This is a genomic window from Euzebya rosea, from assembly GCF_003073135.1.
Classification (GTDB): Bacteria; Actinomycetota; Nitriliruptoria; order Euzebyales; family Euzebyaceae; genus Euzebya; species Euzebya rosea.
On sequence record NZ_PGDQ01000014.1, the window covers coordinates 57,989 to 83,276 of the forward strand.

The window sequence follows — 25,288 nt, forward strand, 5'->3', positions numbered from 1 at the left end:
CTACCCGTTGGCCTATCCGAGGAGCGAGAGCACGCCCTGCGGGACGGCGTTGGCCTGCGACAGCATGGCGGTGCCGGCCTGGGACAGGATCTGGTTGCGGGTGAAGCTCGTCATCTCCGCGGCCATGTCGACGTCCCTGATGCGGGACTCCGACGCCGACAGGTTCTCGCTGGCCACCTGCAGGTTGTTGAGCGTGTGCTCCAGCCGGTTCTGGGTGGCACCGAACGTGGCCCGCTGCGCCGAGACCTGCGCGATGGCCGCATCGACGATCGCGATCGCATCGCTCGCAGCGGTCGCGGAGGAGTCGAAGTCGGCGACTCCGCCGGACTTGAGGTCGGAGATCAGCTCGTTGGCGCCGATCCCGAGGAAGTTGACGTCCATGAACGTGGAGACGGACACGCTGAGCGTCTCGCCGCCGTTTGCGCCGACCTGAAAGGTGAACGTCCCCGCGTCGAGGACGTCGGCGCCGTTGAACTTCGTGGTGGCGTTGATCTGCTGGATCGCGTCGTGCAGCTGGTCGACCTCGGCCTGGGCAGCCGCCACCGAGGCTCCGCCCGACCCGCCGTTGGCACCGGTGTTGCTTGCCTGCACCGCGAGGTCGCGCATGCGCTGGAGCATGCCGTGCATCTCGTTGAGCGCCCCTTCGGCGGTCTGCACGAGGGAGATGCCGTCCTGGATGTTGCGGCTTGCGACCGCGAGGCCCCCGACCTGGCTGCGCAGGGACTCGCTGATCACCAACCCCGCGGCGTCGTCGCCGGCCCGGTTGATCCGCAGCCCCGACGACAGCTTCTCGAGGTTCTTCCCCAACGAGTTCTGTGTTCGTGAAAGGTTCCTGTGTGCGTTGGCGCTCATCACGTTGTTGTTGATGCGCATTCCCGCCTCCTCCGTGAGTGGGTTCGCACCACCCGTCCTTGGGTGGTTCGCACATCTCTGATCGGACGGCTGGCCCCCGAGCTGAGCTGCTGGGAGGTGGACCGCCGGGCCGGGCTCGGCTTCAGAAGGCGTAGCGGATGCGGCAGCCGGGCAGGTGGCGGTCCACGAGGTCGCGGAACTGCCGTACCCACTGCCCCTTCCAGCCGGTGCGGTATCGCACGTTGACCTGGCCACTCCGGGACTGCTTCTCCTCCTGGATGTCGGGCCGCCACAACACCTCCTCGGCTCGGGGATGCCAGCGTGTGTTGACCTCGTGGAGCTCCGCGTTGTGGGTCAGCATGATGACCTCGGCGGCCAGCTGCGCCCGGGCGGCGGGGGACAGCACGTCAGCCAGCTCGGTCAGCAACGGCACCCATTCCTGCCGCCAGCCCTCGTGGAGCACGACTGGCGAGAAGTTGAGGTGCACCTCCCACCCGGCGTCGACGAAGTCGTTGACCGCCGCGATGCGCTCGGCGATCGGGCTGGTTCGCAGGTCCAGCAGGCCGGCCATGCGTGCCGGCATCAGCGAGAACCGGATGCGTTGCTGCCGTGGGTCCCAGGCGAGCAGGTCGCGGTTGACGTACTTGGTCGCGAAGCTGGCCTTGGCGTGGGGGTGATCGCGCAACATCTCCACGGCCTGCCGAGTGGCGTCGGACAGCAGGGCGTCCACCGAGGCGTCGCTGTTCTCGCCCAGGTCGTACACCCAGCGGTCCGGGTCGCACTGGTTGGGAGTGGCCTTTGGACCCTGCCGGTCAGCATGTCGGCTGAGCGTGGACAGGATGCGTTCGGTGTTGCAGTACACGGTGATCGGGTTGGCGTAGCCCTTGCGACGCGGCACGTAGCAGTAGGCGCACGCCATCGCGCAGCCGTTGGCAAGGGACGGGGCGATGAAGTCCGCCGACCGGCCGTTGGGCCGCACCCTCGGCGAGGCCAGGACACCGAGGACGAGCGAGTGCCGCTTGACCGCCATCCACCGTTCGGCGTTTCCCTCGTTGCCGTGCAGCCCGGGAATGAGCTGGTGTCGGTCCACCTCGATCCGCTCCGCATCTGGGAAGCGGGCAAGGATCTGTCGGCCGGTCGGCATCGCCTCCACGCCCGGCTGGAGGTGGATCGTCCGAACGTCGAGCAGTCGACGGAGGTCGGCGTCGGACGAGACGGCGGGATCGTCTCCCATCCGATCCAGCGTAGCGAGGGAGTCTCGCCGCACGGCCAGCATCACGAACGCGGTTGGCAGCTGATGGGCAGGCGTGGTCCGCCGTGGAACAGGCGAATCACGACGCTGGCGTTCCGTTCAAGTGAATCAACGGGTCGCGGGTGTCCAGCGTTCGACGACGTCCACCGGGCCCGAGAGGCCGAAGCCGCCGAGCAGCAGCAGCCCCTCCCCGTCCCAGGCCAGCTCGGCACGCACGCGTCCGGCGGTCGGCGAGGCCACACGCAGCTGTCCGGTCGGCAGGTCGACGGCCATCTGGACCGCCTCGGCGTAGCCGCCGAGCACCCACACGGTGTCCTGTCCGTCCCACTCGGCGGTCCACCAGCAACAGCGGTCGTCGCGGGGCTGCTCGATCCGGGGCAGGACGAGGTCGACCGTGACCCCTGTCGCCAGGTCGTGGCCTGTCGCGGGGACCTCGGGGCCGACGTGCTGGCCGCCGATGATCATCAGCCAGCCTTCGGGGCCGGGATCCGGGGCCGCGCCGGGGAAGGCCGGGACCCACACCGCAGCTGCCCCCAGGAGGTCCGTCGCCGGCAGGTCCAGCACCACCCACCCATCCCGGGCCCAGTGCAGCCCCACCCCCTCGTACTCGAACGGGTCGATCGCACTCCCCGTGCCGCCCACGACGGTCGAGCCCAGGACCACGAAGCCGTCGGGCGTGTCGACGACCTGCGCGAACTGCACCGCGACGGGTGGAGGGGGGAGCGCGGTCGGTTCTTCTGCGGTCACAACGGACTGCCACAGCGACATCTGCAACGCGTCCCCGTTGCGTGCGTACCGGGCGCTGATGATGGCCCCGTCGGCAACGCCGAGCATCGCCACGTCGTCCGGGATCGAGGCGACCGGTGCCCAGTCATCGGCGGTCAGCGCCCACGCGGCCGAACGACCTGTCGGTGGCAGGACGTTCGAGGACGGCGACCGTCCGGATGCGGAGTCCGCGTTGACGACCACGGTCCCGTCGACCACGAGCCCCTGCCGATCGACCTCTCCAGTGTCGACCGACGGAGGGGCGGGGAGGCCGCGCCACTGGTCGACGGCGGGGTCGTAGGCCCAGGCGCTGGACGCATCGACGACGACCACCTCGGTCCCGTCCCAGAGCGCGACGCGCTCCTGCGTCGCATCCCAGCCCCCGGGCGGGAGGTGTTCGCGCCATCGACCCCGGGCCACGGGCAGCACGTCGTCCACCCCGAACAGTCCTTCGGGCGCCTGCACCGTGGGCGACGGCGCGACCTCGGCAACGGTCGGCTCGGGAGTCGGGTCGACGTGCAACTCGCGCATCTCCGCCGGGCTGCGAACCAGCCAGCCGATCACGGCAGCCGCCAGCACCACCCAGCCGACGAGCCACCGGCGACGCGGCCGGTGCTCGTGGACTCCCTCCCACTCCATGGGGCGACCCTAGGCCATCCGAGACCCCGAGGTCAGCTCACGGGGCGTTCGGCCCGATCAACGACCCGAGGAGCAGCACCGTGGCGAGGCTTCCGCCGAGGTAGGCGAGGTTGATGGTGGCCCGCCACCGCCAGGTGCTGCGCGAGAGGTCCATGCCGCGCAACCGCCCCACGTACGCCCCGATCCCGAGCAGGAGGAACCATGGCGTCATGACGTGGGTCGTCGACCCTCGGAGGAGCGTCACGGCACCGTCGTGCAGCGCTCCGGAGACGACGAAGGTGGCCAAGCCCGCCACGGCGGACGGGACGAACCGCCGGAGGGGGTCATGGACGAACCTCTTCAGGCCGTACCCCCAGATCGGATTCCAGTGCCGCCAGAACTCCGCGAACGATCCAGCCCCAAGGGACCGGGACACCATCTGCCGGATCGAACCGGCACCGCCGAGCGGTGAGCCGTTCCGATGCTGGACGTACTCGCCGAGCGTCATCCCGCGGACAGGCCGGTCGTTCCGGGGACTCACGTGGGACCTCCGCCGGTGGGCATGCCCGTCCGCGGGATGCCGAGTGGAGCGCCTACTCCCATCGGAACAGGCGCGTGGCGAGCCCCCCGGCTGCGGCCGCCGTCACGACGAGGACGAGCAGGCTGGTGGGGGTCGGCGCGGCGCCGGCCCAGGCGTCGCCGATGGCGTTGACGGCCGCACCCGCAGGGGTCCAGCCGCTGATGGTCCGAAGGCCCTCCGGCATGATCTCCAGCGGCAGGTAGATGCCGGCGAAGAACAGCATCGGGAAGTACAGCAGCATCCCGGTGCCGACCCCGGCCTGCGCCGTCGGGACCAACGCCCCGATCAGCACCCCGACCGCCAGCAGCGCCGCAGTCGACAGGGCGAACGCGATGACGAACCAGCCCGGGGCCTGCGGCAACGGCAGGTCGAAGGCGAACCGTCCGACGAGCGCCGCCCCGACGGTGGCGATCGTGACCGCGACGGCCTGCACGATCACATGCGCTGCCACCAGCAGACGGGGGTGGGCCGGCGTCACCGACAGCCGGCGGAGGATGCCCCGCTCGCGGTCCAGGCCGAGCGCCTGCGGCAGCATCGCGATGCCCAGGGTCAGCAGCGCCATCACCGCCGACGCCGGCGCGTAGATCTGCACCAGGCTCTTGTTGCCGAGCTCGGCGTTGACCTCGGTGGCGCCGGGGAAGACGCTGCCGATGACCAGCAGCAGGACCGCCGGGAAGATCAGGCCGAAGGCGACCACGGCGGGCTCGCGCAGGAAGACCCGGGTCTGGGTTCGGGTGAGGGTCATGAACGCGGTCATCGCGTGTCCTCAAGGGTGGTGTCGATGGTGGTGTCGGCGTTGGTGACGAGCGGGCGGCCGGCGAGGGCGACGAACGCGTCGTCGAGCGTGGGTTGGTCGACCTGCAGCCGGCCGGGGACGATGTCGTGCGCCGCGAGCAGCGACACGACCGAGAAGACCATGCGCTCGTCGCCGGTCACGGTGTAGGTGTCGGCGTCGCGCGCCACGCCGGAGACCTCTGGCAGGCGACGGATCCAGTCCTCGTCGAGCTCGGCGGTCGTGGAGAAGCGCAGCCGCTGCTCGAGGTTGGCCAGGTCGATCAGGCCCTGCGGGGTGTCGAGGGCGACGAGCCTCCCGCGGTCGATCAGGGCCACGCGGTCGGCCAGTCGTTCGGCTTCCTCCATGAAGTGGGTGACCAGCAGCACGGTGACGCCGCGGTCGCGGAGGTCCTCCACGAGGATCCAGGTGTCGCGGCGGGACTGCGGATCGAGGCCGGTCGTCAGCTCGTCGAGGATGACGGCACGGGGCCGCCCGACGAGCGCCACGGCGATCGACACACGCTGCTGCTGGCCACCGGAGAGGTTCGCGTACCGGGTTCCGGCCGACGGGCCGAGACCGAGGGAATCCAGCAGCTCGTCGGTGCCGAGCGGGTCGGGGTACAGGCCCCGGTAGGTGTCGACGATCTCGCGAACCGTCAGCTTGTCCTGGAAGCTGCTCTCCTGCAGCTGGACGCCGAGGAGGCGGGCGACCTCGGTCCGGTCGACGATCGGGTCGTGCCCGAAGACGCGGACGGTGCCCGCGTCCGGGGTGCGGAGCCCGGCGACCGACTCGACGGTGGTGGTCTTGCCGGCGCCGTTGGGACCGAGTATGGCGAGGATCTCGCCCTCCTCGACCGTGAACGACACGTCGTCGACGACCGTCCGGCCGTCGTAGGACCTGGTGAGTCCGTCGACGGCGATGGCGGTGGCGGGTGGTGCGGCGCTGGTCATGGTCTGCCTGCTGGTCATGGTCTGCCTGCTGGTCGTGGTTTGCCTGGAGGTCCGGGTCGTCATGGTGGTGCTCACTCCTCCTTGTCCTCGGGGGCGGCCGACGGGCGAGTGCCGAGCGCGGCGATCCCGAGCACGACGAACACCGGACCCAGGCCGTCCGGGATCGTGCTCGACAGCACGAACAGCACACCGCACAGCGCGATGCCGATGCCGAGCACCGTCTGGTCACGTCGCGACAGCATCATGACCGCGTCCATGGCATGGCCTCGCCCTCGCTCGGGGCGACCAGGATCGCGGACTTGCCGCGTGCACGGCCCGCCAGCAGGTCCTCGATCGCGGTCCGAACCTCCGCGAGCGGGTAGGAGGCGCCCACCGCCGGGACGACCGAGCCGTCCTCCAGGAACGCCGCGAGCGTCGCGATGTGGCCCTTCGCCTCGGCGCTGATGAACGTCGTCAGGCGGTGCCGGACGAACGGCGACAGCATCGCCGCACGCAGCTGGCGGCCGACGCCGCCGGTGATCGAGCCGCCGTCCTCGCCCCCGATGATCACCAGCGTCCCGCGGTCGGTCAGGGCTCGCCGGAGGGTGCGCACCGGGTTGCGGCCGCCGGTGTCGAGGATGACGTCGTAGCGCTGCGTGCCGTCATAGGGGTCGTCGGTGGCGTAGTCGTAGGTGTGGCTCGCGCCGAGGGCCCGCACGAGGTCGGCCTTCGCGCCGCTCGCGACGCCGTCGACCTCCGCGCCGAGGGCCACCGCCAGCTGGACGGCGAAGCTGCCGACCCCACCCGACGCGCCGACGACCAGGACGCGCTGGCCCGCCTCGACACGCGCGACGTCGACCAGCGCCTGCAGCGCGGTGATGCCCGAGATGGCGGAGACCGCCGCCTCAACCGGTGACACGTTCGCCGGGCGGAGCGCCAGCCGCGCGGCGTCGGCCACCGCGTGCTCGGCCCAGGAGCCGTCCGCGATGCCGAAGACCTCGTCACCGACGGCGAAGGTGTCGACGCCCTCGCCGAGGGCGATGACGGTGCCGGCGACGTCCATCCCGAGCCGTGGCTGCTTGGGACGGCGCAGGCCGTATCCGGCCAGTCGAACCGCGAAGGGTTCACCGGCCATCAGGTGCCAGGCGCCGCGGTCGAGACCGCCTGCGTGCACCTGCAGCAGGACCTGGCCCTGGCCGGGGGTCGGGACGGGCTGGGGTGCGATCTCGATCCCGGCGGGTGGGCCGTACTCGTGACGGACGGCAGCCAAGGAGCTGTCGGGCAGGTCAGGCATGGGGTGCGTGGTCGTGGTCGTCTTCTCGGTGTGCATGGCGGTGCTCCTCGTGGTGGGTGTCATGGGGTGCTCCCGGGGGCGTCGGTGTGGGTTGGCGCCTCGTGACAACGGCACCGTCGTCGGTGACGGTTCAGGTCCGGTGCACGTCGGGTGCACGCGCGGCCATCAGGGGCGGACGAGCAGCTCGCGACCCACGGCCGCGAACCAGGCGATGCACCCCAGCCCGAAGACCATGCCGACCTCGGTCAGGGCCGGAATCACGGTCACGATGCCGGCCAGCGCCGTCACGATGCCGAGGACGTTCAGCCAGCGGGGAAGCGCCGCGGCGCGCTGGGCGGCTCGGCTGACGAGCAGGATCCAGACCCCGCCGACCAGCTCGTTGCCACCACCGAGGCCGTTGCCGACCGTGTCGATGGCGGTGAAGAGCGACTGGGCCTGCGCGGAATCGCCGGCCATGTCCGCCACCGCACCCATGCCGATCGTGAGCACCATGCCGGTGGCGAACATCAGGCCGACCCAGATGTAGCCGAAGACGGCCGACATCGCGGAGAGCTCCGGCTCGGCGCGATGGAGGCGCTGCTGCAGCGCACGGACGAGCGGCACGATCGCCAGGCCGAACAGCAGGTAGATCACCGCGTAGCCGACGAACAGGACCTCCTCGTTGTCGACGAGGAACGCCACGGAGTCCGCGACGGTCGTGTCGGGTGCGGTGAAGTCGGCCAGCTGCGTGACGAACAGCACGATGCCGAACAGGAACGTGGCTGTGGCGACCAGCGCGCCGATGCCGCCGGCGCGGGCCGATCCGGCTGGCGACGCCTCCACGTCGTGGACGGTGCTGGATGGAATGGCGGTGCTCATGATGTCTCCTCTTGAGTGATGGGGGTGGATCTGCTCGTCGGCGGTGCCGACGGTGTGGCGCTGACGCTGTCGACCTCCAACGCGAAGGCGGTCAGGTGCGCGAGCACGCCGTGCAGGTGGCCGGGGTCACGGACCTCGCCGACAAGACGTGTTCGCCCGTGCTCCGGGTGGTCGACGGTGAAGTCGTCCAGCAGCGGGCGGAGGAGTCGAGGACCGACGCGACCGCGCAGCACGATCTCGTAGGTCCGGGGTGTCGGGTGCTCGGGCATGTCCACACCGTCCCTCCCGGACGCAGCCGCCGCCTCCCCTCAACGGCGATCTCACCCGGGTGAGCCGTCGCGCCCAGCGCCCCACTAGGCTTGCGGCAGCATGCATGGTGCGACAGGCGTGATCCTCCCGGCGACGAAGTTCTCGCCGCCGACGCTGAGCGACCAGCACGTCACGCGGTCACGGCTGCACCGCCGGCTCGACGACCTGCTCGAACCCGACGGGCAACGGGTCGGGCTCGTCAGCGCGCCCGCCGGGTCGGGCAAGTCCACGCTGCTCGCCGGCTGGCTGGCGGAGCGGCCCGAGGCGTCCGCGTGGCTGCAGGTCGACCGCTTCGACAACGACCCTGCCCGCTTCTGGGCGTCGGTGGTCGGTGCCCTCGCTGCTGAGGTCCCCGGGCTGGACGCGGCGACGGGGCCTGCGCTGGCGGCCGCCGCCGCCGACGAGGCCCCGGTCGTCGCCAGGCTGGTCAACGCGCTCTCGGCGCACGGCGGATCCATCGTGCTGGTCATCGACGACCTGCACCTGATCACCCAGCTGCGTGTGATGGAGGGGTTGGCCTACCTGATCAGCCTCGCCCCGCCGCAGCTTCGGATCGTGCTGGCCACGCGGGTCGACCCGGCGCTCGGGCTTGCCCGGTTGCGGTTGACCGGCGGGATGACGGAGCTCCGCGCCGCGGACCTGCGCTTCGAGGTCGGTGAGGCCGCCGGGCTCCTGGCCACCGGCGTCGACGGGTTGACGCCGTCCCAGCTGGACACGCTGTGCCAGCGGACGGAGGGGTGGGCCGCGGGCCTGGTCCTCGCCGGCATGTCGCTGGCCGTGACCACGGACCTCGACCATGCGGTCGCGGCGTTCCAGGGCGACGACCGGCTGGTGGTGGAGTACCTCAGCGCGGAGCTGCTGTCGGGGTTGTCGCTGGAGGATCGGGATCGCCTGCTGCGCACGTCCATCCTGGACAGGATGTGCGGCCCGCTCGTCGACGCGGTCTGCGGGAGCGCCGACGGGACCGCGTGGCTGCGGCGGCTGGCGTCCCGCAACCAGATGGTCGTGTCGCTCGACCGGACCGGGACCTGGTACCGCTACCACCACCTGCTGGGTGATCTGCTCCGTCTCGAGGCCGACGTCGACCTGGCCGCGGAGCTCCCGGCGATCCATCGGGCGGCCGCGGAGTGGCACGAGTCCGACGGGAGCCCCCACGAGGCGGTCGAGCACCGGGTGGGGGCCGGTGACCACGTGATCGCCGTCGACCTGCTGTGGGATCACGCGCCCGTGCTGATGAACCGTGGGCAGCTCGGTACCGTCCTCGGACAGCTGGAACGGCTGGGGTCTGCGGGTCGGGACCACCCGCGGGCGCTGCTCGTGCGCAGCTGGATCTCGTTGTTCTCCGGACGGCAGGCCGACGCCTGGCGTCACCTGGACCGTGCCCGTGCGCTGGACCTGGATGCCGAGGAGGCCGGGCAGGCCACCGCGCTGTCGATCATGCGGGGCCTCGCCGACGGCGACGTCAGCGCCTGCCTGGCCGAGGTGGCCGCATCCGGCCCCACGATCGACTCGACCCATGCCATGACCCTCGGCGGGGCCCTGGTCTGGGCGGGCCGCCACGAGGACGCCCGCCCGCTGCTCCAGGAGGCGGCAGCGAGGGCGGCGGACGAGGAGCACCTCTTCGTGGCCGCCGTCACCCCGGTACTCCAGGCGATCGCCGACATCGAGCAGGGGGATGAGGCGTCGGCCGCAGAGCGTGCCTCGTGGTCGATCCGCTTCGCCGAGGACAACGCCATGGAATCCCTCTCACAGCTGGCGCTGGCCCACAGCATCGTCGGCAGGACGGCCGAGGCCCCCGACGAACGCCTGGCGGCGGCGCGTCGTGGCGTGGCGCTGGCGCGGACCGCGCAGGAGCGGGTGACGTTGGCCCATGCCCTGGCGAGCGCGGGAGACGTGCTGTGCGAGCTCGGCGAGCCGGACGGCCCCGAGCTGCTCCGCGAGGCGCGGGCGGTCGTGGACCGGTGCGTGGATCCCGGCATCGTGGCGCCCTACCTCGCCCGTGTGGAGTCCCGCCACGCCCTGACCACCGCACCCGTGCGCCCGGCCGGTCTCGTCGACGCGCCGACGGAGCGCGAGGCGGCGGTGCTCCGCTACCTGCCGACGAACCTGTCCCAGCGCCAGATCGCCGAGGAGCTGTTCGTGTCGCTGAACACCGTGAAGACCCACACCCGTTCGCTGTACCGCAAGCTCGGGGTCAGCGACCGCAAGCAGGCGATCCAAGCCGCACGGGACCACGGGCTGCTCTGATCCGGCCGGATGGGACCGGGTCGGGAGGGGGTTCGGGGATACCCCGGAGGTGGGTGGGCGAGGGGGGACTTGAACCCCCAAGGACCTAAGTCCACACGGACCTGAACCGTGCGCGTCTGCCAATTCCGCCACTCGCCCGTGGCCTCATCGCAGTGAGGAACGGAGAGTGTAGCGAGGGCGACGCGTGTCGGCCAACTCGCATTTCGGCATCGCCGATCATGGAACGATCGGCCGTCGGTCGGCGTCGGAAGGGACATGCCAACACTGACCATCCCACGTCTCCTCCTGCTGTCGGTCCTCCTGCTCGCCCTTGCCGCCTGTGCCGACGGCACGGCGGTCGGTGCCGGCGGACCGGCCGACGACAACACGACCACCGACGCGCCCATCCCCGTCGAGCCCGACGGCGGCATCGGCGACGGTGCCGGCGCTCCCGGCGACTCCTCCGCCCCGATCGGCGACGCACCCATCCCGGTCGAGCCCGACGGCGGCATCGGCGATGGCGCCGGCCCCCCCGGTCCTCCGGCCGAGGCCCCCGACTTCGGCATCTCCTCCGAGACCGACTCGTTGTCCGCTGCCCCCTACACCTCCTGCTGGACCACCGACGACGTCGGCCTCTGCTCCGACGGCGGCCCCAGCCCCACGACCTACCCCGTGAAGGCCGACGCCCAGCTGGTCGTCACCTACGAACCCGGCACGGTCACCGCCCATGCCTGGCCGCTGGACGAGGCCGACCCGGCCGCCCAGCCCGACGACGCCAGCCGCACCGAGCTGACCGTCGTGCAGGAGAACCCCGGCGTGAACCTGGTCGACGTCTCGACCCTCGAGCCGGGCACCTACCACCTCTCCCTCTCCTGGGTGGGCGAGCAGGGCGACTCCCACACGGCGGTCGCCCTGACCATCGAGCGCTGACCGACCGTCCGGCCCGCCCACCCCTCACCGGAACTGTGCAGTTCGACCACGTGACCGGCTCAGGCGCACCACCCCCGCGACGGTTCGTGCACCTCGGCCGGCGGACCGGCGAAGCTGAACATTTCCTCAGCCGCGGAGGTCCCGCCGCTCGAACAGCGGTACCGCCGCGGCGACCAGCACCGCGAAGGTCGCCACGAGGATCCCGGCGTGTCCCCAGTGCATCCCGTTGACCAACGGGTCGCTGGACAGGAAGTAGTGGAACGGGCTGAGCACGGCGAACGGCTCGAAGAACGCTGCCAGCGGGAAGAACGAGTCCACGAAGTACGCCACCAGCCCAAGCCCGGCCGCACCGAACACCGCCACCTTCACGCGTCCCGTTGCCGCCCCGATCAGCAGCGCCACGCCGCCGAAGACCAGCCCGAGCAGGCTGCCGAGCACCGCAGCGGACACCACGCCGGTGATCGGCAGGTCGAAGCCGGCGATCAGCACGCCCACCCCCAGCCCGATCGAGGTGCCCACGGCCAGCACGACGGCGAAGGCAACCATCGCCGCGGCCTTGTCGCGCAGGACCCGCCGCCGTGAGATGGGGCTGGCCAGCAGCAGCTCCATCGAGTGGTTCTCCTCCTCCCCCGCAAGGGCCCGCGATCCCATGGACGCGAACAGCGTGATGGCGGCGATGGGGAACACCGACGCCAGCAGCTCGCCCTGGATCCAGCCGCTCGGCGTCGACATGTCGACCCCACCGATCGCGGCGATCAACCCCTCCGGCAGGTTGCCGAAGACCTCGCCGATCGAGTCGGGCAGCAGGTTGAACATGGGCACCACGAGCAGCGACATGTAGAAGACGATCGCGACGATCACCGACAGCAGCGCCTGGTGGTCCGACATGGTCTTCGCGGTGATGCCCGACACCCGGGCCGACCCGGCCATCCGCTCGACCAGGGCCTGCGTCCGCGGGTTGGCGCGCAGCCGGTCGAGCAGGCTCGTCGCCGTGCTGGCCCCGCGCAGGTCCCGCCGACGGACCCCGACCACGCCAACGCTCGCCAGCGCCACGCACGCGCCGACCTGCAGGACGAGGTGGCCCCAGCCGATGCCGTTCAGCTCCGGCTGGCTGCCGTTGAACCAGTACCACGGGAAGGCCTTCGCCACGTCGGCCAGGTCGGCGATCAACGGCAGGAACGACGTGGCCAGCCAGGACGTGACCATCGCCCCGGCGGCGACACCGACAGCGGCGCCACGGTTGCCGGTCCAGCCGCCCACGGCGAAGGCGAGCAGGCCCCACAGCAGCGCGTTCGCCGCCAGGTGCACCATCAGCGCGGCGACGTGGATACCGGTGATGTCGACGCCCACCACGGTCGGGACCAGCAGCGCCGCCGCCAGGTACAGCACCCCGCCGAGCACGACCAGGGACACCATCGAGCCCAGCTTGGAGACCGCCACGGCGGTGCGGCTGCGCGGGTTGGCCAGCAGCAGGTCGAGGGTGCCGTTGCGCTCCTCGCCCGCGATGGTGCTGGCCCCGATCGAGATGGCCACGCCGGCCAGCGCCATCGCCCCCATCAGGTTGTACATGGCGCCGTAGGCGATGCCCCCGACCCCTCCGACCTCGGCGGAGATGCCCGCTGTCTCGAGGAACGCCGCGGGCAGCTCGTAGTAGAACGACGTGTCGATCTGGGTGTAGACCGCCATGGCCATCCACAGCAGCAGGCCGACGCCGACCCCCGCGATGACGACGGCGCTCCAGCGATCGCGGATGGACTTGGCCCAGACGCTGCCGAGCATCAGGCCCGCGCCCCCGCGCCGGTCGAGGACGTGTGCACGTCGTCGGGGGCGTCGGTCCGGTAGTAGGCCAGGAAGATCTCCTCGAGGTCCGCCTCGCCGGTGGCGATGTCGATCAGCTGGCGGCCGTCGGTGGCGGTGGCGATCAGCGCGGCCATGCTGCCCTCGAAGGAGAGGGTCACCGTCCGGTCGACGACGGCGACGTTGCTGACCCCCTCGACGGTCCGGAACGCCTCGCTCGCGACGGGTTCGGCGAAGGTCATCTCGACCCTCCGCAGCGCCTTGGACCGCAGGTCGTGGACGGACTCGACGTCGACGAGGCGACCCTGCCGGATGATGCCGACGCGGTGGGCGACCCGCTGGACCTCCGAGAGCGTGTGGCTGGACAGGAAGACCGTCCGCCCCTCGGCGGCGACCTCGCGCATCATCGCCTGGAACTCCTGCTGGACCAGCGGGTCCAGGCCGGTGCTCGGCTCGTCCATGATGATCACGTCGGGGACGTTCATGAACGCCTGGATGAGGCCGATCTTCTGTCGGTTCCCGGTGGAGTAGTCGCCGACCTTCCTGGACAGGTCCGCGTCCAGCCGGTCGGCCAGCCCCTCGACCACCGTCCAGTCGACCCCACCGCGCAGGTTGGCGAAGTAGGTCAGCGTGTCGTGGCCGGTCAGGTTGGGGTACATCGCCAGGTCGCCGGGCAGGTAGCCGATGTGGCGCCGGATGGCGACGGCGTCACGGTGGCTGTCCATGCCGAGGATCGACGCGGACCCCTCGGTGGGGCGGATGAGGTCGAGGATCGTGCGGATGGTCGTGGTCTTGCCGGCGCCGTTGGGGCCGAGGAACCCGAACACCTCGCCACGCCTGACGTCGAGGTCGAGCCCGTCGACGGCACGGACGTCACCGAAGTCCTTGCTCAGGCCGACGGTCTGGATGGCCGGGGAGTCGCTCATGTCAGCTGTCCTTCGTGGGGGCGGGGTCGGCGGGGGTGGTATCCGCGGCGGCCATGGCGGCGGCGATCCCCGCGGCGGCCTCCGCGGTCACCATGCCGCCGCTGAGCAGCTCGAACGCCGGGGCCATGTAGCGGCGGATGTAGGTCGGGTCGGCCTGCACCGACGGGCTGAGCAGGTCCACGCCGAGCAGCGCCTCGACGTGGTCGTGCAGGACCAGCGCGCCCAGGGACCAGATGGTGAGGATCGTCGCGCAGCCCTCGGGGTCGTCGAGCTCGTTCAGCAGTCCGCTCGCCGCACCCTCCTTCATGTGGACGACCGCGTCGGCGACCATCTCGCGGACGAGGTCGGTCACCCGCGGCGTGCCGTCGACCATCGTGCGGGCGAGGTAGGCCATCAGCGGCGGCCCGTCGGCGGCGTCGCGGAGCGAGGCGATCGGATCGACCTGCGCACCACGGGCCATCGCGGCCGCCTTCAGCCGCCGGACCTCGGACACGATGTGGTGGTCACACGCGTCGCGGAGCTCGTCCATCGACCCGAAGTGGTGGATGACCGACCCCGCCGACACGCCAGCGCGGGCGGCGACGTTGCGGGCGGTCAGCCCGCCGGGCCCGGCCTCGACGACCGCCTCGATCGCCGCGTCACGGATCCTTGCCCGGGTCGACCGATCGTCCGTTGAACTCATGTTCAACATCCTAAACATATGTTCAATGTGCGGCAAGGGCCACATGTCGGCCGAACTGCACACCACCGTCGGCGGGCTGTGCACCTTCGCGGCCCACGGCGCCGAATTGCACAATCCCGGCGGTCCCGGTGGTCCCGGCACGCGCACGTCCGGCGGTCCCGGCACGCGCATGTCCCGCGGCCCGGGCCGCCCCCCGGGTCAGGTGGGGTCGGTGGAGGGGGTGGGGCCGGTGGAGGGGTCGGCGGCCAGCTCGGCGAGGTGGTTGGCCAAGCGGACGCGCTGGTCGACGGTCAGCTCGTCCCAGTGGGTCAGGCGAGTGATCGTGTGGGCGACGTCGGGGTCGTCGGGGTCGGTGTCCGGACGGTTGCCGAGCCGCACGGCGTAGGTGGCGATCGCCCCCGTCACCGACCCGAGCACGCCGATGCCGGTCAGCATCAGCAGGGTCGCGATCCCCCGACCGGCCCCGGTCACCGGGGAGATGTCGCCGTACCCCACCGTGGTCGCGGTCACGACCGCCCACCACACGCCGTCGCCGATCCCCTCGATGCCCGGCTCGATGGTCGAGACCAGGGTCCCACCGACGACCACGAGGCCGGCGGCGACGACCAGCAGGGACCCCGTGTGGTTGGTCGTCAGCACGTCCCTGGTCGTGCGCAGCACCCGCCAGATCACCACGCCGGACCGGACGATCCGCAGGACCCGCAGCGCCCGGAAGCCCCGCAGCAGGTCCAGCGGGATGATCGCCACCAGGTCGATCAGGTTGGTCCGCACGAACTGCCGGCGGTTCCTCGCCACGGCCAGCCGGGCCAGGTAGTCGGTCAGGAACAGGCCCCAGATCGCCCACTGCGTGGTCACCGCAACCGGGTCGTCCCGGTTGAACCACAGCACCGCCAGGACGGCCGCCGCGATCATCAGGCCCTCCCACGCCCAGCGCAGCATCCGCCCGATCGACGAGGCCTTGTCCAGGTCCATGTCGTCGACGTTGATCTGGGTCCTGACCTCCTCGGCGGCGGCAGAGGCGATGACGGCAAGCCGTCCCATCAGTAGCCCGCCCAGCCCGATCGGGCCGCGTCGACGATGGCGGGGTCCAGCAGCGTCGACGGCTGCACGGCTGCCTGGTCGGGCAGCCGGTCGGGCGGGAACACCGCCGCGGCAGCCAGCACCTCGTCGGTCAGGAACCGAAGCGTCGGCGCATCTTCGGGGACCCGCAGCGCCGGCTGGCCCTCGCGGGTCGCCAGCACGAAGCCCCAGTCACCGAACGTCGGCACGTCCACGTGGTACGGCACGGTCGCCAGGCCCGCATCCTCCACCGTGGCGCGGATCGTCCAGAACGCCAGCGGCACGAAGTAGGGGCTGCCGGACTGCACGACCATGCGCCCGCCGGGGGCCAGCAGCCCCGCGGCCATGCCGTAGAACTCCACGCTGTACAGCTTGGCCAGGTCGACGGTGTCGGGGTCGGGAAGGTCGACGACGATCACGTCGACGGGCCCGTCCCCCCCGTCGCGCACCCAGGTGAACGCGTCGTCGTGCACGACGGTCATCCTCGGGTCGTCCAACGACCCGCGGTTGGCCTCGAGGATCCTCGGGACCGTCCGGGCCGCCGCCACGACGGCCGGGTCGAGATCGACCAGCGTCACGGACCGAACGTCGTCGTAGCCCAGGACCTCGCGGGCGGCCAGCCCGTCACCACCGCCCAGGATCAGCACCCGTTCGTGCGGTCCGTTCATCGCCGGGTGGACCAGCGCCTCGTGATACCGGTGTTCGTCGAGGGTGGAGAACTGCAGGTCGCCGTCGAGGAACAGCCGCGTGTCGGGCCCGTCGGGCGTCGTGGACTCGGTGATGACCAGGTCCTGGTAGGCCGTCTGCTCGTGCAGCACGATCGGATCGCGGAACAGCTTCTGCTGGGCGGTCAGCTCGAAGTCGCCGGTCTTGAGGTGCATCACCCCGATCAGTCCCAGGGCGAGCACCCCGGCGACCAGCAGCCAGCGCCGACGGTCGGGCAGCAGCACCAGCCCGGTCGCGAGGCCCGCCGTGACGTTCACCCCCCCGACCAGCAACGATCCGGTCAGCAGCCCGAAGACCGGCAGCAGCAGGAACGGGAAGACCAGCCCGCCGACCAGCGCCCCGACGTAGTCGGCCGCGGACATGTCGGCGACGACGAACGCCGGGTCGTCGTCGCCCAGCCGACCGATCAGGGCCATCAGCAACGGGATCTCCGCGCCGATCAGCGTGCCGACCACGACCGCCGCGAGCAGCAGCGCCGGGGTGTACAGGCCCAGCCACGCGAACGCCGTGTACAGCGCCGGGACGCAGAACGCCCCGACGACGCCGAGCACCAGCTCGACGGCGACGAACCCGGCGGCGGGCCGGCCGATCAGCCGCTTGGCGACGAGCGCACCGATGCCCATCGACGCCAGGGCCACACCCAGGACGAGGCTGGTCTGGGTGATCGACGAGCCGACGAGGTAGCTGCCGGTGGCGACCAGCGCCAGCTCGTAGACCAGCCCGCAGGCCGCGCAGACCGCGACGACGAACAGCAGCGCCGTCCTGCCGACACGGTGCCCGGTGGGGGTGTCGGTGGTCGCGGGGCTGGTCAGGGTCGCCACGGCAGGCGTCGTGCTCCTAGCTGATCGCGGCGGCGACCACGATGCCGACCGCGATGTGGTTGGCGGCGACGAACCATGCGACCGGGGTGGGCTCCGCCGAGGCGACGGTGTCCCGCAGCTTGCCCGGCGTGATGATGTCGACCAGCCCGAAGCTGGCGGCGTTCAGCAGGATGCCGAGCACGCCGTAGATGCCGGCGGTGGTCAGCCCGAGCGCGAAGCCGTCGGCCGACGTCAGGATCGCGGTGGCCAGCACGATGGCGTTGGCCAGCATCCCCGACGCGACGACGATGATCAGGTTGCGGTTGTGGTCCTCGGTGATCTGTTTGCCGAGCTTGCCGGGGGTCATCACGTCGATGACGCCGAAGCTGACGGCGAGCAGGACCAGGGCGAGGACGCCCCAGGCCAGGCCCTCGGAGGCGTCAGCGAGGATGGCGGCCATGTCGATCATCTCTGGTGGGCCTTTCGGGTGGTGCGGGAGTCGAGGGTGATCCGGGAACGCGAGGAGGGGGGAGGGGTCACTTGCCGCTGCCGGAGCCGCCGCCGCGGACGCCGGTGAACCCGCCGCCGCCGGAGCTGCCGCCGGAGGACCGGGGGCCGTAGTCGCGGGGCCGGCTGCCCCAGTAGCCGGCGATGAAGGTGCTGTGCCGCCGGTAGCCGGTGTCGTAGTCGTCGAGCTCGATGCTGGAGCCCTCGGCCTCGGTGCGGACGACCGCCAGCCAGTCGGCGCCGCGCAGGTAGTAGTTGCCGGACTCGCGGACGCTGTCGTTGGCCTTCAGGTTGATCTGCAGGTTGTCGGCCACGACGCTCGGCGCATCACCGGTGCGCCACTGGGACGTGGCGGCGTCGTAGCTGTAGGCGCCGTCGAGGAAGGCGGTGGCCTCGGTGAGGGAGGTGGAGGAGCCGCAGCCGGTCAACGTCAGCGCCAGGACGACGAGGATCGCGAGGAGTGGCGGGCGGGGTCGGAGGCTGGTCATCGGCTGGCTCCGTGGACGGCGACCGCGATGCGGTCGTGGGCAAGGACGGTGGTGGTGCTGCGGGCGACGCGGCCGTGCTCGGGGTAGCAGTGCCAGGTCGCCCAGCCGTCGCCGCTCGGCGTGGGCAGGACGGCGGTGACGGCGTGGGGGTGGCCGGGGAAGGCATGCACGACGCCGGCGGTGCGCGCCCCGTCCCGAAGCTGCTCGACGAGGGTCGCGAGGCCGACGGGCGTGACCGTGTCGACGGCGTAGTCGAAGGCCAGGTCCCAGCGGTCGACGCCGGTGTGCACGATGACCCGACGGGGGCCGGGGGCACTCCCGCCGGTGTTGCAGGCGAGGGTCTCCACCGCGTGTCCCTCCAGGGTGCGGACCTGATGGGACGCCGACAGCACGGCCACCTCGACGGTGGTCGTCGGCAGGGCCAGGGTCGCGCGGGCCAGCGCGGGCTGGAGCGGCCCGCCGAAGGCGACCGTCAGCCGGTCGGGGCTGAGGTCTGTCGGGTCGTGCACGTGTCCTCCCTCCTGGCATCGGTGCGGGCGCCCCTCGACGCCGCCGGCCCTCGATCGTGGCCACACCCTATACCCGCCGCGGGCCCCCTCGGATGGATGTTGCCGGCCGGTAATCGTCCCCTCAGGAGGCGGTCGGGACGGCCGCGAGGAAGGCGTCGCTGATCACCGCCGTGCCACCCAGCCCGATCACCCGCTTGACGGACGCACGCTGGGACAGGGCGTGGCCGAGCGCCGCACCGGGCGCCGCAGGATCCAGGCCGTTGACCAGCACGACGACGCCGTCCAGCGCCGCCGCGACCGGACCGCCCGTCAGGCTGTCGGGGAAGTTCGCGCCGGTCGCCAGCACCAGTGTGTCGAAGGAGAGGCCGATCGCGCGGGCGTGGTTCAGGACGGCCTCGGCGGTGGTGTACCGCTCGGGGCCTGCCAGCCGCGTCGGTGACGGCAGACGCTCCATGACGGCGTCGGCGATCACGGCGGTCCCACCGACCACGGCGACCCGTTCGATGCCGAGGGCCTCGATGGTGTCGGCGGTGGCCCGGGGGATCTCGTCGCGGGTGACGAACAGGATCGGCCGGTGGGTGCGCGCGGCGACACCGGTGATCGACACGGCGTCGGCGAACCCGTCGGCGGTGACGACGTAGGCCTCGGGTGCCCCGTCGTCGAGGACCGACCCGGGCAGCTCGGCGGCGACGGCCGCGCCGACGGCGTAAGGGTCACCATCGCCGACACGGCGGACCGACAGGCCCATCGACTCCAGCTCCGCAGCGACCTCGGGGCCGACCAGCGACCCCACGATCACGGCATCCGTGGCACCCAGCTGGGCGATCCCCTCGCGTGCGACGGTCGACAGCGTGCCGTCGACCAGGACGATCGGGGCATCCAGGAACCCGGCCAGCGGCGAGGCCAGCAGGGCGTCGTGGTAGGTCCCCGCATCGGCGAGCACCACGGTGTCGCTGCCGTCGGGGTGGGCGGCGAGGGCCGCCGCGACGGACGTGGCGACCCGCTCGGGACCGCCGGCCCGCTCGGTGGTCAGCGCCGGCAGGCCGTCGAAGGTTGCGAGGTGGACGTAGGAGCCGCGCTCCAGGTACGGCTGCACCGAGGACGGCCCGGTCACGCCGGTCAGGCTGTTGACCTCGGTGGTGAAGGTCGTCCGACGGAAGGCCGACAGGTCGTCGGCGCCGAAGCGGTCCTCCAGCGTGGCCAGCGCCGACTCGACCGCGGCCACGAGGACCTCCTCGGCGGTCCGGTCGCCCAGCCAGTCGTGCCGGACGGCCAGGCCGGACGAGGCCGGGTCGAGGGCCCGCAGGACCAGGTTGAGGGCGGGGGACATGTCGTAGCGGTGGCCCCCGACACCCAGCTGGCGGGAGACGAGGTCGGGACAGCCGCGGCCGGAGTTGCAGGCCGCCGCGGCGTCGGCGTCGGCGATCGGGCCGCCCCAGACGCTGCCGAGCACCTCCACGACGAGCGCGTCGACGACGGCGGAGAAGATCGTGGCCGCCGGACCGTCGGTGCCGTCCTCGAGCGAGGACTGCCCGCCGGGGCCACGGAAGGTGGTCGGCGCGTTCGGCGGGTCGTAGAAGCGGGTGTTCCAGCCCGCCAGCAGGTCGGCCACCGCGTCCAGTCGGGCGTCCACCCCGTCGATCGCGGACAGGACGAGCGGCAGGAACGGTTCGGCCCGGGGGTCGGTCAGCGCCGACTCCATCTCGATGGCCTGGAGGGTCTCGAAGGTGTGGTCGGTCCGGGACTCGGCCAGCGCGATGGGCGTGGCGACGCGTTGCACGGCACCGCCGGGACGGGACGTCGGGCCGATGCCCTCCCCGTCCAGCCAGTCGTGCGCGGGCTTGTTGTTCCAGTTGACGAGGAACCCCTGGGCGGGGTCGATGGCGTGGGGCAGGTCGTCGAACGGGATGCGGTCACCGAAGTCCGCCGAGCCGTCGCCGGGCAGGGGGAACCGCAGGTCGTTGGCCGGACGCTCGTGGTGGATGCCGGGGTGCCAGAAGGCGATGTGGCCGTCGGCGTCGGCGTAGGTGGTGTTCTCGTTCCAGGTGACCTGGCGCATGGCGGCCTCGAAGTCCTCGAGGGACTCCGCCCGGTTCCACGCGAGGACACCGTCGATGGTGTCGACCTCCTGGCCGAACATCTGGTACTGCACCGACCGGGCCAGCCGTTCGCCGTCGCCGTCCTCCTGCGCGACGATCGGGCCGTGGACGGTGCGGCAGACCTCGACGTCGACGGACCGGAGCGCCGGGGTGACCGGCAGGCCCTGGGTGGACTCGCGGTAGTCGATGGTCTCGGTGCGGCAGTCGGCGTCCTTCCACTGCCCGTCGTGGCGGTACTGCAGCGGCCCGCCGTCGGTCGGGTTGTCGCGGACGGTCTCGATGAAGCTGTCGACGGTCTTGGAGTAGCCGGTGGTCAGCGCCCAGGCGACCCGGTCGGTGTAGCCGATGCCGACGACCGGCAGGGCGGGCACCGAGGCACCGCGGGCGTCGTAGCCGCCGCCGTGCACCTCGTACTCCACGAGCAGGCTCGGATAGGTCCAGCCCAGCTGCGGGCCGCTGATCAGCATGGCGTTGTCGTCGGCGGTGCGGGACGGACCGATCGCCATGCCGATGGACCCGCCGTGCAACGACGCGGCCCACTCGGCGAGGGCGTCGGCCGCCCGGAAGGCCCGCGCCCGATCCACGGCGTCGGCCTGGTCGGATGCGCCGGAACGGGAGCCGGTGTCGTCGGCGAAGGCGGGCAGCGTGGAGGGTTCGGGGTAGGCGCCGGTCCCGGGCCCGTCGGCGAGCTCCAGCGGCAGGGTGGCCGCGAAGTCCGCGGCGGCGTCCAGCGACGCGTCGAGGTCGGTCAGCGGCGAGTTGGGGAACGTCCCCTCCTCCCGCGGGACGGTGGTGACCGCCAGGGGATCGTCCTGCCAGACCAGGTCGGCGAAGATCGCGCGGCCCTCCTCCTCACCGTGCTCGGCCTCCAGGTCGCGCAGCAGGCGGACGTTGTCCATCTCGTTGCCGCCCTCGGCGGCGACCGAACGGGTGATCAGGACTCCTGCAGCGGCGATGTCGATCAGGTCCAGCGGCTCGGGCCGCGTGGACAGCAGCGCGTACTCGACGGGCAGCAGGTCGGGGTTGGCGTTGACCTCCGCGATCCACTCGTTGGCACCGTCGACGTAGCCCTGCACGGCCGTCAGCGCCTCGTCGGACAGGCCGTTGATGATGGCCTGGTACTCCTCGTCGCTGTAGGTGAGGGTGCGGGTCTGCACGTCCAGGGGGACACCGGAGGTGCCGACCAGCTCGGCGAAGGTGCCCCTCCCCTGTCGCCGCACGGCGTCCATCAGGAACAGGCGGATCTGCGCGACCGCCCAGCCGGTGCCGAACCACACGTCCTCGGCGGTGTCACCGTGGATGGCCGGGGTGCCGAACTCGTCCCAGTACACCCGGACCGCGCCGTCGCGCAGCGTTTCGGTGCGCACGGCGTCGGCGGGGTCCAGGAAGCCCTGTCCGGCGTAGCCCTCGAGCCCCCAGTAGATCGACGTCTGGTCGTCGGTGTGCTCGCCGAAGCTGCCACCGGCCGACCCGGCGACCTGGTCGGTCACCGACGTGAAGCCGGAGTTGCCCGGCGGCATCAACGACACCGCGGTCACCCCCTGGGGAGGGATGTCGACGGGTGCGTCCTGTGCACGTGCCGACGGCACGATCGGGGCCAGCAAGGCGGCCACGAGGGTCGCGACGAGGAACAAGGAGGCGTGGACCGAACGTGACTGCATTCGCGGGAGGGTAACAACACAGCGCACACGGGCCCTCGCGGTGGGTACCAATCCCTCGACGGGGGTTCACGACGGCCCCGAACGCACTACGATCCGGGGTCGGTGCTGGTGGGGAGCACCATCCCCACACCGGAAGAGATCGCCTCCCCATGCCGCGTTTCGCGTTCGCCGTGCCGTTCCTGCCACACAAGCAGGACGAGTGGCGCGCGACCGCTGGGGAGATCCCCGTTCGCCGTGCGACCGAACACCGTCAGCACCTGCTGGAGCGCGGCATCTTCAAGGAACGGTGGTGGATGCAGACGGGCGCGGGCACGCCGCCCCTGTCGTTGGTCCTGTGGGACTGCGACGACCTTGATCGTGTGGGCCTGTCGCGGATCGGGACGGGCAACCGCCACGACGACTGGATGGCCGAGCAGGTGGTCGGGCAGATCCACGGCCTCAATCCAGCGGGGTCCGCGCTGCCGGAGGTGCACCTGCTGAGCGGCACCACGACGATGGCGACCGCAACCGCCGGCAGCCAGACGATGTTCGCCCTGCCGATACCCACCGAGGGCATCGACGCCGTCAGGTCGCTCGTGGAACGCATCGAGCACGGCGACCTCTCGCGGGCCCACGGGCAGTTCCTCGCCGACGCCTCGATCCGCGAGGAATGGATCTGGCTGCAGGAACCGACGTCGAACTGTCCGGCCCTGCTGCTGATCCACTGGATCGGCGACGACCTCGACGACGCCTGGCAGCGCCTGACCTACGTGCGGGACGACCCCTACGCCCGGGTGCTGCACGAGGCCCTGTTCACGCGGCTCATCGGCATCAGTCCCGAGCAGGTTGCCCACTGGCGCATCGAGCAGCTGCTGGTGATGCACGTGCGGCGGTCGGACTCCTTCACGCCGTCCCACCGTCGGATCGGGCAGAAGCTCGTCGGCGCGGTCCGCACCGGCGGATGGCCGATCGTGCAGCGGCTGCTGGCCGACGACGTGGTGCTGCTCGAGGGGGACGGGACCCGGCACGTCGGGCCACCGGCGGTGGTCGAGGCCCTGCGCCGGACGGTGGCTGCGGCGGCCGGCACCCGCACGGACCGGCCCGACATCGCCGACCTGCTCGTCGGCAGCAGCCACATCCAGGCGTTGCTGGAGTGGCCCGACCGACCCGTGTTGCCGGTGCTCGTCGAGCTCGAGGGGAGCGCCGTCGTGACGCTGTACGTTCAGCCCCCGATGGCCCGCCGTGACCGTGCGGTGACCGACTAGCACGACGGGGCACCCGTGCGCGGCGGCGACGGACCGTAGACTTCCCGCAACATCCAGCGTCGACGAGCGAACGACGCCGGCAAGGCACCGCACACATGAGCATCCTCAGGGACTTCGAGAAGAGATTGGAAGGCGCGGTAGAGGGTTTCTTCGCGCGCGCGTTCCGGTCCGGCCTGCAGCCGGTCGAGCTGGCGAAGGCCATCCAGCGCTACGAGGGCAACTACCAGCAGGTAGGGGTCGACGCGGTGTTCGTGCCGAACGTCTACCGCTTCACCCTCTCCCCCACCGACCTGGAGCGGTTCAGCGGCTTCACCCGGTCCCTGCAGCGCGAGCTGGCCGACGTCGCCCGGCGCACCGCCGACGAGAAGGGCTGGCGGACCCACGGCCCGATCCGCATCGAGTTCGAGCGGTCCGAGGACATCCGCGTCGGCACCTTCGAGCTGCGCGGCAAGACCGAGACACCGGGCCAGGCCGAGGCCGCCGGGGTGCAGGCCCCGTCACGACCGGCCCCCGCGCCGCTGCCGGCCGAGCCGGTGTTCCAGCCCGCGCCGGCCACACCCGCCGCCCCGCCGTCCGCCGCACCCGTGGCTGCCACGGTGCCCGGCGCCGAGCCCGCCCCGTCGCCGGCCGGTGCCGCACCGGTCCTGCGAGCCGTCCAGGGCTCCGACACCGGCAAGATCTTCACCCTCGACCGCCCCCAGCTGGTCATCGGCCGGCTGCCCGACTGCGACATCACCCTGACCGGCGCGGCGGTCTCCCGTCGCCACGCCCGGGTGCAGCAGGAGGGGGGGCGCTGGACGATCACCGACCTCGGCTCCACCAACGGGGTCCGGGTCAACGCCCAGCCCGTCCAGGTCAGCGAGATCAAGCCCGGCGACCGGGTCGAGGTCGGCGACATCACCTTCACCTTCCTCCTCACGGGCTGATGACGTGCCGCCCATCGTCTTCACCGCGCTGCAGGTCCTCTTCCTGGTCCTGCTGTACGCCTTCGTGGCCCGGGCCGTCCGCTGGGTCATCAAGGACGTCGCCAACCCCGGTCCAGCCCTGGCGGCAAGCCAGCCACGCGCGCCGCGCGGCCGCCAGCCGAAGCAGAAGCGTGCTCGTCCCCGTGAGCTGGTCATCCACTTCCCCGATTCCGCCCCGCGTGTGCTGCCGCTGGAAGAGGGACGAAGCGTGACGTTCGGTCGACACCAGACGGCGTCGGTGGTCCTCACCGACCTGTACGCCAGCGACTTCCATGCGCGCATCGACTTCGACGGTGATGGCTGGACGCTGACCGACGAGGGCTCGACGAACGGTACGTTCCTCAACCAGGTCCGACTGACGGCACCCACGCCGCTGCGGGCCGGCGACCAGATCTCCTTCGGTCGGACCACAGTGGAAGTCAGGAGGTGAGGCCGGA

At 71.6% G+C, this 25,288-nt stretch carries 24 protein-coding genes and 1 tRNA gene; 5 read left to right on the top strand and 20 right to left on the bottom strand.

The window, feature by feature from the left end:
- Positions 1-12: 12 nt before the first annotated feature.
- The 10 genes from CUC05_RS17940 to CUC05_RS17985 all read right to left on the bottom strand — a co-directional run bounded on the left by CUC05_RS17940 (position 13) and on the right by CUC05_RS17985 (position 8,192).
- The gene (locus CUC05_RS17940) at positions 13-873 is read right to left on the bottom strand and encodes a flagellin N-terminal helical domain-containing protein (RefSeq protein ID WP_108667505.1); all 861 of its coding nucleotides are present in this window, start codon (positions 871-873) and stop codon (positions 13-15) included.
- Positions 874-994: 121 nt separating this feature from the next.
- Positions 995-2,086 (bottom strand): spore photoproduct lyase family protein, encoded by a 1,092-nt coding sequence (locus CUC05_RS17945; RefSeq protein ID WP_205712414.1) that lies wholly within the window; start codon positions 2,084-2,086, stop codon positions 995-997.
- A gap of 126 nt (positions 2,087-2,212) precedes the next feature.
- Entirely contained in the window at positions 2,213-3,508 is a 1,296-nt protein-coding gene (locus CUC05_RS17950) for a hypothetical protein (protein WP_108667506.1), read from the bottom strand.
- A gap of 37 nt (positions 3,509-3,545) precedes the next feature.
- Positions 3,546-4,028 carry an acyltransferase gene (locus CUC05_RS17955; RefSeq protein WP_157965716.1) on the bottom strand — a complete coding sequence of 161 codons (483 nt, stop codon included), beginning with the start codon at positions 4,026-4,028 and terminating at the stop codon, positions 3,546-3,548.
- A gap of 52 nt (positions 4,029-4,080) precedes the next feature.
- Positions 4,081-4,824 (bottom strand): ABC transporter permease, encoded by a 744-nt coding sequence (locus tag CUC05_RS17960; protein ID WP_108667508.1) that lies wholly within the window; start codon positions 4,822-4,824, stop codon positions 4,081-4,083.
- A complete protein-coding gene (locus CUC05_RS17965; RefSeq protein WP_108667606.1) occupies positions 4,821-5,810 on the bottom strand; it encodes an ABC transporter ATP-binding protein in 990 nt (329 codons plus the stop codon). Before CUC05_RS17965 ends, CUC05_RS17960 begins: the two co-directional genes overlap by 4 nt.
- Before the next feature lie 53 nt (positions 5,811-5,863).
- Entirely contained in the window at positions 5,864-6,037 is a 174-nt protein-coding gene (locus tag CUC05_RS17970; protein WP_157965717.1) for a hypothetical protein, read from the bottom strand.
- Positions 6,034-7,101, bottom strand: coding sequence for an NAD(P)-dependent alcohol dehydrogenase (locus tag CUC05_RS17975; RefSeq protein ID WP_205712415.1), 1,068 nt, complete (start codon positions 7,099-7,101; stop codon positions 6,034-6,036). Before CUC05_RS17975 ends, CUC05_RS17970 begins: the two co-directional genes overlap by 4 nt.
- 129 nt (positions 7,102-7,230) lie before the next feature.
- Positions 7,231-7,923: a DUF4386 family protein gene (locus tag CUC05_RS17980; protein ID WP_108667510.1), complete on the bottom strand. Its 693-nt coding sequence runs from the start codon at positions 7,921-7,923 to the stop codon at positions 7,231-7,233.
- Positions 7,920-8,192: a hypothetical protein gene (locus CUC05_RS17985; RefSeq protein ID WP_157965718.1), complete on the bottom strand. Its 273-nt coding sequence runs from the start codon at positions 8,190-8,192 to the stop codon at positions 7,920-7,922. Before CUC05_RS17985 ends, CUC05_RS17980 begins: the two co-directional genes overlap by 4 nt.
- A gap of 100 nt (positions 8,193-8,292) precedes the next feature.
- Here CUC05_RS17985 and CUC05_RS25945 point away from each other — a divergent pair, with 100 nt between their 5' ends.
- Entirely contained in the window at positions 8,293-10,479 is a 2,187-nt protein-coding gene (locus CUC05_RS25945) for a winged helix-turn-helix domain-containing protein (protein WP_157965719.1), read from the top strand.
- 54 nt (positions 10,480-10,533) lie between these two features.
- Here the strand turns inward: CUC05_RS25945 and CUC05_RS17995 are convergent.
- Positions 10,534-10,617 (bottom strand) — tRNA-Leu (locus CUC05_RS17995).
- 117 nt (positions 10,618-10,734) lie between these two features.
- Between CUC05_RS17995 and CUC05_RS18000 the strand changes: the two genes are divergently transcribed.
- Entirely contained in the window at positions 10,735-11,388 is a 654-nt protein-coding gene (locus CUC05_RS18000; protein WP_108667513.1) for a hypothetical protein, read from the top strand.
- A 126-nt stretch (positions 11,389-11,514) separates the two neighbouring features.
- Here the strand turns inward: CUC05_RS18000 and CUC05_RS18005 are convergent, their stop codons facing one another.
- The 9 genes from CUC05_RS18005 to CUC05_RS18045 all read right to left on the bottom strand — a co-directional run bounded on the left by CUC05_RS18005 (position 11,515) and on the right by CUC05_RS18045 (position 22,642).
- Positions 11,515-13,167: an ABC transporter permease subunit gene (locus CUC05_RS18005; protein ID WP_108667514.1), complete on the bottom strand. Its 1,653-nt coding sequence runs from the start codon at positions 13,165-13,167 to the stop codon at positions 11,515-11,517.
- Positions 13,167-14,111 carry an ABC transporter ATP-binding protein gene (locus tag CUC05_RS18010; RefSeq protein ID WP_108667515.1) on the bottom strand — a complete coding sequence of 315 codons (945 nt, stop codon included), beginning with the start codon at positions 14,109-14,111 and terminating at the stop codon, positions 13,167-13,169. Before CUC05_RS18010 ends, CUC05_RS18005 begins: the two co-directional genes overlap by 1 nt.
- A gap of 1 nt (position 14,112) precedes the next feature.
- On the bottom strand, positions 14,113-14,793 hold the full coding sequence (locus CUC05_RS18015; RefSeq protein WP_170128053.1) for a TetR/AcrR family transcriptional regulator: 681 nt from the start codon (positions 14,791-14,793) through the stop codon (positions 14,113-14,115).
- Between the two features lie 198 nt (positions 14,794-14,991).
- On the bottom strand, positions 14,992-15,834 hold the full coding sequence (locus tag CUC05_RS18020; RefSeq protein WP_108667517.1) for a potassium channel family protein: 843 nt from the start codon (positions 15,832-15,834) through the stop codon (positions 14,992-14,994).
- Positions 15,834-17,390 carry a polyamine aminopropyltransferase gene (locus CUC05_RS18025; protein ID WP_108667608.1) on the bottom strand — a complete coding sequence of 519 codons (1,557 nt, stop codon included), beginning with the start codon at positions 17,388-17,390 and terminating at the stop codon, positions 15,834-15,836. Before CUC05_RS18025 ends, CUC05_RS18020 begins: the two co-directional genes overlap by 1 nt.
- A 25-nt stretch (positions 17,391-17,415) precedes the next feature.
- Positions 17,416-17,847: a DUF350 domain-containing protein gene (locus CUC05_RS18030; RefSeq protein ID WP_108667518.1), complete on the bottom strand. Its 432-nt coding sequence runs from the start codon at positions 17,845-17,847 to the stop codon at positions 17,416-17,418.
- A 67-nt stretch (positions 17,848-17,914) separates the two neighbouring features.
- On the bottom strand, positions 17,915-18,373 hold the full coding sequence (locus tag CUC05_RS18035; protein WP_108667519.1) for a DUF4247 domain-containing protein: 459 nt from the start codon (positions 18,371-18,373) through the stop codon (positions 17,915-17,917).
- Positions 18,370-18,882 carry a DUF2617 family protein gene (locus tag CUC05_RS18040; RefSeq protein WP_108667520.1) on the bottom strand — a complete coding sequence of 171 codons (513 nt, stop codon included), beginning with the start codon at positions 18,880-18,882 and terminating at the stop codon, positions 18,370-18,372. Before CUC05_RS18040 ends, CUC05_RS18035 begins: the two co-directional genes overlap by 4 nt.
- Before the next feature lie 121 nt (positions 18,883-19,003).
- A complete protein-coding gene (locus CUC05_RS18045; protein WP_108667521.1) occupies positions 19,004-22,642 on the bottom strand; it encodes a penicillin acylase family protein in 3,639 nt (1,212 codons plus the stop codon).
- A 149-nt stretch (positions 22,643-22,791) separates the two neighbouring features.
- On the opposite strand from CUC05_RS18045, the gene CUC05_RS18050 reads away from it, so the two are divergent.
- From CUC05_RS18050 to CUC05_RS18060, 3 genes are all read left to right on the top strand, one after another.
- Entirely contained in the window at positions 22,792-23,886 is a 1,095-nt protein-coding gene (locus CUC05_RS18050; RefSeq protein ID WP_108667522.1) for a hypothetical protein, read from the top strand.
- Between the two features lie 95 nt (positions 23,887-23,981).
- The gene (locus CUC05_RS25950) at positions 23,982-24,812 is read left to right on the top strand and encodes an FhaA domain-containing protein (RefSeq protein WP_108667523.1); all 831 of its coding nucleotides are present in this window, start codon (positions 23,982-23,984) and stop codon (positions 24,810-24,812) included.
- Between the two features lie 4 nt (positions 24,813-24,816).
- Positions 24,817-25,281 (top strand): FHA domain-containing protein, encoded by a 465-nt coding sequence (locus tag CUC05_RS18060; RefSeq protein WP_108667524.1) that lies wholly within the window; start codon positions 24,817-24,819, stop codon positions 25,279-25,281.
- The last annotated feature ends 7 nt before the right edge of the window (positions 25,282-25,288 follow it).

Bases quoted from the DNA above. Each gene is read 5' to 3' on its own strand.
- CUC05_RS17940 (WP_108667505.1), bottom strand. From the start codon at position 873: ATGCGCATCAACAACAACGTGATGAGCGCCAACGCACACAGGAACCTT.
- CUC05_RS17945 (WP_205712414.1), bottom strand. From the start codon at position 2,086: ATGGGAGACGATCCCGCCGTCTCGTCCGACGCCGACCTCCGTCGACTG.
- CUC05_RS18020 (WP_108667517.1), bottom strand. From the start codon at position 15,834: ATGGGACGGCTTGCCGTCATCGCCTCTGCCGCCGCCGAGGAGGTCAGG.
- CUC05_RS17950 (WP_108667506.1), bottom strand. From the start codon at position 3,508: ATGGAGTGGGAGGGAGTCCACGAGCACCGGCCGCGTCGCCGGTGGCTC.
- CUC05_RS18035 (WP_108667519.1), bottom strand. From the start codon at position 18,373: ATGACCAGCCTCCGACCCCGCCCGCCACTCCTCGCGATCCTCGTCGTC.
- CUC05_RS18010 (WP_108667515.1), bottom strand. From the start codon at position 14,111: ATGAGCGACTCCCCGGCCATCCAGACCGTCGGCCTGAGCAAGGACTTC.
- CUC05_RS18050 (WP_108667522.1), top strand. From the start codon at position 22,792: ATGCCGCGTTTCGCGTTCGCCGTGCCGTTCCTGCCACACAAGCAGGAC.
- CUC05_RS17980 (WP_108667510.1), bottom strand. From the start codon at position 7,923: ATGAGCACCGCCATTCCATCCAGCACCGTCCACGACGTGGAGGCGTCG.
- CUC05_RS25950 (WP_108667523.1), top strand. From the start codon at position 23,982: ATGAGCATCCTCAGGGACTTCGAGAAGAGATTGGAAGGCGCGGTAGAG.
- CUC05_RS17985 (WP_157965718.1), bottom strand. From the start codon at position 8,192: ATGCCCGAGCACCCGACACCCCGGACCTACGAGATCGTGCTGCGCGGT.
- CUC05_RS18015 (WP_170128053.1), bottom strand. From the start codon at position 14,793: ATGAGTTCAACGGACGATCGGTCGACCCGGGCAAGGATCCGTGACGCG.
- CUC05_RS18045 (WP_108667521.1), bottom strand. From the start codon at position 22,642: ATGCAGTCACGTTCGGTCCACGCCTCCTTGTTCCTCGTCGCGACCCTC.
- CUC05_RS18000 (WP_108667513.1), top strand. From the start codon at position 10,735: ATGCCAACACTGACCATCCCACGTCTCCTCCTGCTGTCGGTCCTCCTG.
- CUC05_RS18005 (WP_108667514.1), bottom strand. From the start codon at position 13,167: ATGCTCGGCAGCGTCTGGGCCAAGTCCATCCGCGATCGCTGGAGCGCC.
- CUC05_RS17970 (WP_157965717.1), bottom strand. From the start codon at position 6,037: ATGATGCTGTCGCGACGTGACCAGACGGTGCTCGGCATCGGCATCGCG.
- CUC05_RS18030 (WP_108667518.1), bottom strand. From the start codon at position 17,847: ATGATCGACATGGCCGCCATCCTCGCTGACGCCTCCGAGGGCCTGGCC.
- CUC05_RS17965 (WP_108667606.1), bottom strand. From the start codon at position 5,810: ATGACCAGCAGGCAGACCATGACCAGCGCCGCACCACCCGCCACCGCC.
- CUC05_RS17960 (WP_108667508.1), bottom strand. From the start codon at position 4,824: ATGACCGCGTTCATGACCCTCACCCGAACCCAGACCCGGGTCTTCCTG.
- CUC05_RS25945 (WP_157965719.1), top strand. From the start codon at position 8,293: ATGCATGGTGCGACAGGCGTGATCCTCCCGGCGACGAAGTTCTCGCCG.
- CUC05_RS17975 (WP_205712415.1), bottom strand. From the start codon at position 7,101: ATGCACACCGAGAAGACGACCACGACCACGCACCCCATGCCTGACCTG.